At 64.5% G+C, this 9873-nt stretch carries 1 protein-coding gene; it reads left to right on the forward strand.

The annotated features are described in order from the left end of the window. The coding region (locus AC1RQF_RS32780; protein WP_492874265.1) for a non-ribosomal peptide synthetase at positions 1–9873 on the forward strand (9873 nt) is incomplete at both ends.

Genomic DNA, 9873 nt, shown 5'->3' on the forward strand with positions numbered 1-9873 from the left:
CGCCACGACAGCTTCTTCGCTCTCGGCGGTCACTCGCTCCTCGCCGTCAAACTCATCGAACGCATGCGCCAGCGTGGCCTCAGCCTGTCGATCCGCGATCTGTTCCGCACGCCTACGGTCATCGCGCTCGCCCAGACCCTCGGCCAGCACCGTGAGATCGAAGTCCCGGCCAACCGCATCACCCCTGAAACCACCGCGATCACCCCGGATCTGCTGCCTCTCATCGACCTCACCCAGGCCGACATCGACCACATCATCGCCCAGGTCCCCGGCGGCATCGCCAACATCCAGGAAATCTACGCCCTTTCCCCGCTGCAAGACGGCATCCTGTTCCACCACCTGATGTCTACCGAAGGCGACCCGTACCTGCTGACCAGCCAAATCGCCTTTGCCACCCGCGACCTGCTCGACCGCTACCTCGACGCCATCCAGCAGGTTGCCGACCGCCACGACATTCTCCGCACCATCTTCGCCTGGCAAGAGCTGTCCACACCGGCCCAGATCGTCCTGCGCCACGCGAAGCTGCCCATCGAGGAATACCGCTTCGATCCGGAACACGGCCCCATCGTCCATCAGCTGGCGCAGCGCGTTGACCCGCGTCATCATCGCATCGACCTGACCCGCGCGCCGCTGCTGCAATTCGCGATTGCCCAGGACACCAGCGGCCGCTGGATTCTCCAGATGCTCCTGCACCATCTGGCCGGTGACCACTCCACGCTCGAAATAATAAACGCCGAAGTCGACGCAATTCTCTCCGGCCGCCACGACACCTTGCTTCGCACCGTGCCATTCCGCAACCTCGTGGCGCAGGCGCGATTCGGCATCAGCGAAGCAGCGCACACCCGCTTCTTCACCACGATGCTGGCCGGCATCGACGAGCCGACCCTGCCCTTCGGCCTCGCCGAAGTCCACCGCGACGGCTCGCAGATCAGCGAGGCCCATCTGCCCCTGCCGCGCTCGCTGAGCGACCGTCTGCGCGCCCAAGCCAAGCGCGTGGGCGTCAGCCTCGCGAGCCTCTGTCACCTCGCCTGGGCGCAGGTGCTCGCGCGCACCAGCGGACAGCATCAGGTCGTATTCGGCACCGTGCTATTCGGCCGCATGCAGGCGGGTGACGGCTCGGATCGCGCGATGGGCCTGTTCATCAACACCCTGCCGATTCGCCTGGATCTCGACGACACACCGATCGAAGCCAGTGTGCGCACCGCGCATGCGCGGCTCGCGGACCTGCTCGTGCATGAACACGCGTCACTCGCGCTCGCGCAGCGCTGCAGCGGCATTCCGGCCGGCTCTCCGCTGTTCAGCGCGCTGCTGAACTATCGACACAGTGCGCCGCCCCCCCTGCATCAGGTCGCTTCCACCGAGGTCGAATCGCTCGGCAGCGAGGAGCGGACCAACTATCCGCTCACTTTCTCGATCGACGACTTCGGCGACGCGCTCGGCCTAACCGCCCAGGTCGTCGCGCCGCTCGACGCCGCACGCATCTGCGGCTACATGATGCAGGCCCTGCACAGTCTCGCCGAGGCGCTGGAAACGAACCCGGCGCTCCCGGCGCGTCAGTTGAACATCCTGCCGTCCGACGAGCGCAGGCTGCTGCTCGACACCTGGAATGCCGTCGGTGCGCACGACACGTCCGCCGCCAGCCTGCCGCAACTGTTCGAGGCCCAGGTCGCGCGCGCGCCGTCCGCGCCCGCCCTCGTATGCGGCAGTCGCACGCTGAGCTACGCGGAGCTGAATACCCATGCCAATCGCCTCGCACATCGCCTGATCCGCCTCGGCGTGCGTCCGGACACCCTGGTCGGGATCTGTGTAGAGCGCAGCGTGGCCACCGTTGTCGGCCTGCTCGCGATCCTGAAGGCCGGCGGCGCTTACGTTCCGCTCGATCCGGCCTACTCCGGCGAGCGCCTCGCGCATATCGTCGAGGACGCCGCCCCTCGCCTGCTGATCGCCGATGCGGCGGGACGCGCCGCGCTCGGTGACGCAACGCTTGCCCCGCTGACTGTGCTCGACCCGAACGAAACCCTGGATGAGCCAGCGGACAACCCCGTCGCGACCGATCTGGCCGCGCATCACCTGGCCTACGTCATCTATACGTCGGGCTCCACCGGCAAGCCGAAAGGCGTGATGGTCGAGCATCGCAACGTGACGCGCCTGTTCGACGCCACTCACCCCTGGTACGGTTTCGACGCGAACGACACGTGGTGCCTGTTCCACTCGTTCGCCTTCGATTTTTCCGTCTGGGAGATGTGGGGCGCGCTGCGCTACGGCGGCAAGCTCGTGATCGTGCCGCATGCGATCGCCCGTTCGCCGCAGGATTTCCACCAGTTGGTGTGCGAACAACGTGTCACCGTGCTCAACCAGACGCCGAGCGCCTTCCGCACCTTCATCGCCAGCCAGTCGCACAGCACGCTGCGCGACCGGCTGCGCTACGTGATCTTCGGCGGCGAAGCGTTGGAACCCACGATGCTGCAGGCGTGGTACGCGACCCGCGACGAGTGTGCGCCGCAACTCGTCAATATGTACGGGATCACGGAAACCACCGTGCACGTCACCTACCGGCCGCTCCTGCAACACGACAGCCTCGCCGCGAGCAGCCCCATCGGCGAACGGATTCCCGATCTGCGGATCTATGTGCTCGATCCGTCCGGCGAGCCCGCGCCGATCGGCGCGATCGGCGAGATGTTCGTGGGCGGCGCGGGCGTCGCGCGCGGCTACCTCAGCCGTCCCGAACTGAATGCGGAGCGCTTCCTGGCCGACCCGTTCAGCCCGCTGCCCGGCGCCCGTCTGTACAAAACCGGCGACCTCGCGCGCTTTCTGCCCGACGGGACACTGGAATTCCTGGGCCGTAACGACCAGCAAGTCAAGATCCGCGGCTTTCGGATCGAACCCGGAGAAATCGAGGCGCGCCTCGTGGAGCACGGGATGGTGCGCGAGGCCGTGGTGCTCGCGGTCGACGCGGATGCGGACAAGCGACTCGTGGCGTATTTCATCGCAGATGCCGCCGCACCCGGCGACACGCCCGCCGCAGCCGCGCTGCGCGCGCACCTGATCGAGCGTCTGCCGGAATACATGGTGCCTGCCGCGTTCGTTCAGCTCGATGCGTTCCCGCTGACACCGAATGGCAAGCTCGACCGCAAGGCGCTCCCCGCTCCCGATCAGGATGCCTTCGAACGCCAGGACTACGAGGCCCCGCAAGGCGACATCGAAATCGCCCTTGCCCGCATCTGGAGCGAGCTGCTCGGCATCGACGCGATCAGCCGCCACGACAGTTTCTTCGCCCTCGGTGGTCACTCGCTGCTTGCCGTCAAGCTGATCGAGCGCATGCGTCAGCGCGGATTGAGTCTCGCGATCCGCGACCTGTTCCAGGCGCCCACGCTTGCCGCGCTCGCGCAAAGCCTGGGCGGACATCGCGAGATCGAGGTTCCGGTGAATCGCATTACGCCCGAAACCCGCGCCATTACGCCCGACCTGCTCCCGCTCATCGACCTCACCCAGGCCGACATCGATCGCATCGTCGAACGGGTGCCCGGCGGAGTATCGAACATCCAGGATATCTATGCCCTGTCGCCACTGCAGGACGGCATCCTGTTCCATCATCTGCTGTCGACCGACGGCGATCCTTACCTGGTCGTCGGCCAACTCGCGTTCGAGACGCGCGACCTGCTCGACCGTTATCTGAATGCCGTACAGAAGGTGGTCGATCGTCACGACATTCTGAGAACCGCGTTTGTGTGGGAAGGCGTGTCGACGCCCGCGCAGGTGGTTTGGCGTAACGCGAGGTTATCCGTCGAGGAATGCCGTCTCGATTCGGCCCACGGTCCGATCGCCGCGCAGCTCGCCGCGCGCTTCGACCCGCATCACTATCGCGTCGATCTGACGCAGGCGCCGCTGCTGCGCTTCGCGGTGACCGACAACACGGATGGCCGCTGGATTCTTCAACTGCTGCTGCATCACCTGATCGGCGATCATTCGACGCTCGACATCCTGAATCAGGAAGTGCAGGCGTTGCTGCTGGATCCGGACCAAGCGCTGCCCGACGCTCAGCCGTTCCGCAATCTCGTGGCGCAGGCGCGGCTCGGGACCAGTGAAGCGGAACACATGCGGTTCTTCACGTCGATGCTTGCCGGCATCGACGAGCCCACGCTGCCGTTCGGCCTTTCGGAAGTGCATCGCGACGGCGCGCGTGTCCGCGAAACCCAGCTGATGCTGCCGACGGTGTTGAACCAGCGGCTGCGCGCGCAGGCGAAACGGGCCAATGTCAGCCTCGCAAGCCTGTGCCATCTTGCCTGGGCCCAGGTGCTCTCGCGCACCAGCGGCCGCGATCAGGTCGTGTTCGGCACGGTGCTGTTCGGCCGCATGCAGGCCGGCGACGGCGCGGACCGGGCGATGGGCCTGTTCATCAATACGCTGCCGATCCGGCTTGATCTCGACGACACGCCGGTCGAGGCGAGCGTGCGAGCCGCGCATGCTCGCCTCGCGGATCTGCTTGCGCACGAACATGCGTCACTCGCGCTCGCGCAGCGGTGCAGCAGCGTGCCCGCCGAATCGCCGCTGTTCAGCGCGCTGCTGAACTATCGGCACAATGCGCCCGATTCACTCAATCCGATTGCCTTCGACGGGATCTCGCTCGGGCATGCCGAGGAGCGCACTACCTATCCGCTCGTGCTGTCGGTCGAGGATTTCGGGCAGGCGCTCGGGCTGACCTTGCAGGCCATCGAGGCGCTGGATGCGGAGCGTGTTTGCCGCTACATGGCGCAGGCGCTCGAAAGTCTGGCCGACGCGCTGGAATACGGATCGGGAGTGGCGGTGCGCAGCCTGGAGGTGCAGCCGGCCGCGGAGCGGGCGCTGCTGCTCGATGAGTGGAATCGCACGCGTCGCGATCACCCGACTGGCGCCACCGTGCAGCGCTTGGTCGAGCAGCAGGCTGAACGGACGCCTTCGGCTATCGCCGTACGGTTTGGAGATGTCGCGCTCAGTTATGGCGAATTGAATGCGCGTGCCAATCGGCTCGCGCATCATCTGATCGAGCTTGGCGCTCGCCTGGATATGCCGGTTGCTGTTTGTGTCGAGCGCGCGCCCGCCATGATTGTTGGCGTACTCGCGATTCTTAAAGCCGGGGCGGCTTATCTCCCGCTCGATCCGGCTTACCCCGCTGACCGGCTCGCGCACATTCTCGATGACGCCAATCCTGCTATCGTCCTCGCAGATACCGCTGGCCTCGCTGCTATCGGCGATGCGCCGCTCGCCAACCGGGCTGTCCTCGATCCCAATGAGGCGCTGGTCGACGAAAGTATCGTCCTCCATGCCGGGCAAGCTTCCGAACTCAACATCCTGCTCAAGCTTTCCGCCTATCCGACGACCAACCCGGTGGTCGATGGGCTGAGCGACCGGAATCTGGCCTATGTGATCTATACCTCGGGGTCCACCGGTGTGCCTAAAGGCGTGATGGTCGAACATCAAAATCTGGTCAACCTCTGCCACTGGCATATCGATGCCTTCGCGCTTCGGTCCGGATCGACTTCGGCCATGACGGCCGGCGTGGCGTTCGATGCCACCACCTGGGAACTCTGGCCCAGCCTCCTCTCCGGCGGCACCCTCGTCCTGCCTCCGGTGCATGCCGCTCGCGATCCGATTGCCCTGCTCGACTGGTGGCAGCAGCAGCAACTCGACGTCTCCTTCCTCGTCACCTCGCTCGCCGTCATGGCGATCGACCGCAAGCAGTTACCGCCCAATCTCCGCTATCTGCTCATCGGCGGTGAACGTTTCCCGGGTGGCGTTAATGCATTGCCTGACGGCCTCACGCTGGTCAACAACTATGGCCCGACCGAAACCACTGTCGTGGCAACCTCTGGCGTGTTGCCCGTCGATGCCGAGGTCCCGCATATCGGCCGACCGATTCACAACGCCACCGCGTACCTGCTCGATGCGCATTTGCGTCCTGTCCCGCTCGGTGTGGCCGGTGAACTCTATGTCGGCGGGGCCGGTGTCGCGCGCGGCTATCTGAACCGCCCCGACCTCACCAGCGAACGCTTCATCGACGACCCGTTCAGTAATCGGCCCGGCGCTCGTCTTTATAAAACCGGCGACCTCGCACGCTATCTGCCCGACGGCAACCTCGAATTCCTCGGCCGTAACGACCATCAGGTCAAGATCCGTGGCTTCCGCATCGAACTCGGTGAAATCGAATCACGGCTTGCCGAACATACCGGTGTTCGAGAAGCGGCTGTTCTGACTCATGGCACCGAAGGCAATCTCCGGCTGGTCGCTTACGTCGTTGCCGATGCCAATGCATTCGACAGGGAAGATGCGACTAGCGAAAACGTCAGCGATCGGATCAACGGGGAAGATGCGTCCGTTGATCTGGCCATCGCCAGCCAACTGAGAATCTATCTGGCAGAGCGTCTGCCCGACTACATGGTCCCGGCTGCCTTCGTTCGGCTCGATGCCTTCCCGCTCACCCCTAATGGCAAGCTCGATCGCAAGGCGCTCCCCGCTCCTGATCAGGATGCCTTCGTCCGACAGGATTACGAGGCACCATCGGGTGAAGTGGAAACGACTATCGCCGGCATCTGGAGCGAACTGCTCGGCATCGAACGCGTCAGCCGCCACGACAGCTTCTTCGCCCTCGGCGGCCACTCGCTCCTCGCCGTCCGTCTCATGAGCCGCGTCGCCGCGATCGGTGCAAACCTACCGCTCGCCTCCCTCTTCGCCGCACCTTCTCTCGCCGCATTCGCCGACGTCGTTTCGCAGCAGCTTCACACCGCACCCCTCGATTTGCCCACCATCGAATCGGTGTCCCGCGATCAGCCTCTGCCGCTCTCCTTCGCCCAGCAGCGTCTCTGGTTCCTCGCTCAACTCGATCCGAACAGCCACGCCTACAACATCCCCTTCGCCATCGATCTGCACGGTGAACTCGATACGCACGCATGGCATGACGCGCTTAACGCACTCTTCGACCGGCACGAAGCCTTGCGTTCCGTATTCGTCTCCGTCGACGGGCAACCACAGGTCCAACTGCTCCCCACCGGGTCAGGTGTGCCGCTTCGCCAGCACGTCTTGTCCGGAGGCAATGTCGAAGAACAGGCCCTCCACCTGCAACACGAGGAAGCTCAAACCCCGTTCGACCTCGAACACGGTCCGCTTATCCGCGCCCGCCTGATCCGCTTCAACGCGCATCATCATCAGTTCCTGCTCACCCAGCACCACATCGTCTCCGACGGCTGGTCCTTTGGCATTCTGCTTGGCGAACTCAGTGCGCTCTACGCCGCCGCCGTCGAAAATCGACCCGCCGACCTGCCCGCCCTCGCCATCCAGTACCCCGACTACGCCGCATGGCAGCGTCAATGGCTCGCCGGCGAACGGCTTGCCGAGCAAAGCGAGTTCTGGCGCAGCAACCTCGCCGGCGCGCCTGTTCGCATCGAACTCCCCACCGACCGGCCCCGCCCGCCCCAGCAGTCCTATGCCGGCGCGACCGTTCCCCTGCATATCGATGCCGAACTCACCCGCGCGCTGCGGCAGTTCTCGCAACAGCAGCAGGCCACGCTCTTCATGACTGTCCTCGCCGCGTGGAGCGCTGTCCTCTCCCGGCTCTCCGGACAATCCGACATCGTCATCGGCTCGCCTTCCGCCAATCGCGGGCGCGCCGAGATCGAACCGCTCGTCGGCTTCTTCGTCAACACCCTCGCGCTGCGCATCGATCTCGACAGCCTGCCTTCGCCCGCCGAACTCGTCCAGCGTGTCCGCCGCGTCGCGCTCGATGCCCAGCAACATCAGGACCTGCCTTTCGAACAGGTCGTCGAAATCGTCCAACCGCAACGACACCTCGATCACACCCCGCTCTTCCAGGTGATGTTCGCCTGGCAGAACAACGAGGTCGGCAACTGGCAACTGCCCGGCATCGCCTCCACGCTGGTTCCAGTCGAACATCAGATCGTCAAGTTCGACCTCGAGCTCAATCTGAGCGAGGCCGATGGCCAGATCATCGGGGGCATCAACTACGCTACCGCGCTCTTCGAGCGGGCCACGATCGAACGTCATGCCGGCTATCTCGTCACCATGCTCAAGGCGTTTGTTCTTGAGAAGGAAACGCCGACGGCTCAGATCGAGATTCTCGGAAACCACGAGCGCACGCAGCTGCTCGAAACATGGAATCAGACGCGTCGCGATTATCCGACTGGCGCCACCGTGCAGTGCTTGGTCGAGCAGCAGGCTGAACGAACGCCTTCGGCCATCGCCGTGCGGTTCGAAGATATCACGCTCAGTTATGGCGAGTTGAATGCGCGCGCCAACCGGCTCGCGCATCATCTGATCGAGCTTGGCGCGCGCCTGGATATGCCAGTTGCTGTTTGTGTCGAGCGCGCGCCCGCCATGATTGTTGGCGTACTCGCGATTCTTAAAGCGGGGGCGGCTTATCTCCCGCTCGATCCCGCCTACCCCGCTGACCGGCTCGCGCACATTCTCGATGACGCCAATCCTGCTATCGTCCTCGCCGATACCGCTGGCCTCGCTGCTATCGGCGATGCGCCGCTCGCCAACCGGGCTGTCCTCGATCCCAATGAGGCGCTGGTCGACGACTCCATCGTCCTCCATGCCGGGCAAGCTTCCGAACTCAACATCCTGCTCAAGCTTTCCGCCTATCCGACGACCAACCCGGTGGTCGATGGGCTGAGCGACCGGAATCTGGCCTATGTGATCTATACCTCGGGGTCTACCGGTGTGCCCAAGGGCGTGATGGTCGAACATCACAATCTGGTCAACCTCTGTTACTGGCATATCGATGCCTTCGCGCTTCGGTCCGGATCGGCTTCGGCCATGACGGCCGGCGTGGCGTTCGATGCCACCACCTGGGAACTCTGGCCCAGCCTCCTCTCCGGCGGCACCCTCGTCCTGCCTCCGGTGCATGCCGCTCGCGATCCGATCGCCCTGCTCGACTGGTGGCAGCAGCAACAACTCGACGTCTCCTTCCTCGTCACCTCGCTCGCCGTCATGGCGATCGACCGCAAGCAGTTACCGCCCAATCTCCGCTATCTGCTCATCGGCGGTGAACGTTTCCCGGGGGGCGTTAATGCATTGCCTGACGGCCTCACGCTGGTCAACAACTATGGCCCGACCGAAACCACCGTCGTGGCAACCTCTGGCGTGTTGCCCGTCGATGCCGATGTCCCGCATATCGGCCGGCCGATTCACAACGCCACCGCGTACCTGCTCGATGCGCATTTGCGTCCCGTCCCGCTCGGTGTGGCCGGTGAACTCTATGTCGGCGGGGCCGGTGTCGCGCGCGGTTATCTGAACCGACCGGACCTCACCAGCGAACGCTTCATCGACGATCCGTTCAGCAACCAGCCCGGCGCTCGTCTTTATAAAACCGGCGACCTAGCGCGCTACCTCCCCGACGGCAACCTCGAATTCCTCGGTCGCAACGATCATCAAGTCAAGATCCGCGGCTTCCGTATCGAACTCGGCGAAATCGAGTCGCGGCTTGCCGAGCATCCGGAGATCCGCGAAGCCGCCGTTCTGGCGCTGGGCCAGGACAGCGACTTGCGACTGGTCGCTTACGTCGTCGCGGAAGCTGCCGCCTTCGGCGGGGAAGATACGCCCGACGAAAGCACAGATCCGTCCGTCGCCAGCCAACTGAAAACCTATCTGGCCGCCCGTCTGCCCGACTACATGGTGCCCGCCGCATTCGTGCGGCTCGATACCTTCCCGCTCACCCCTAACGGCAAGCTCGATCGCAAGGCACTCCCTGCCCCCGACCAGGATGCCTTCGTCCGACAGGATTACGAAGCACCGTCGGGTGAATTGGAAACGACTATCGCCGGCATCTGGAGCGAACTGCTCGGCATCGAACGCGTCAGCCGTCACGACAGCTTCTTTGCT

Source organism: Burkholderia sp. GW821-FHT14F03 (genome assembly GCF_058803765.1).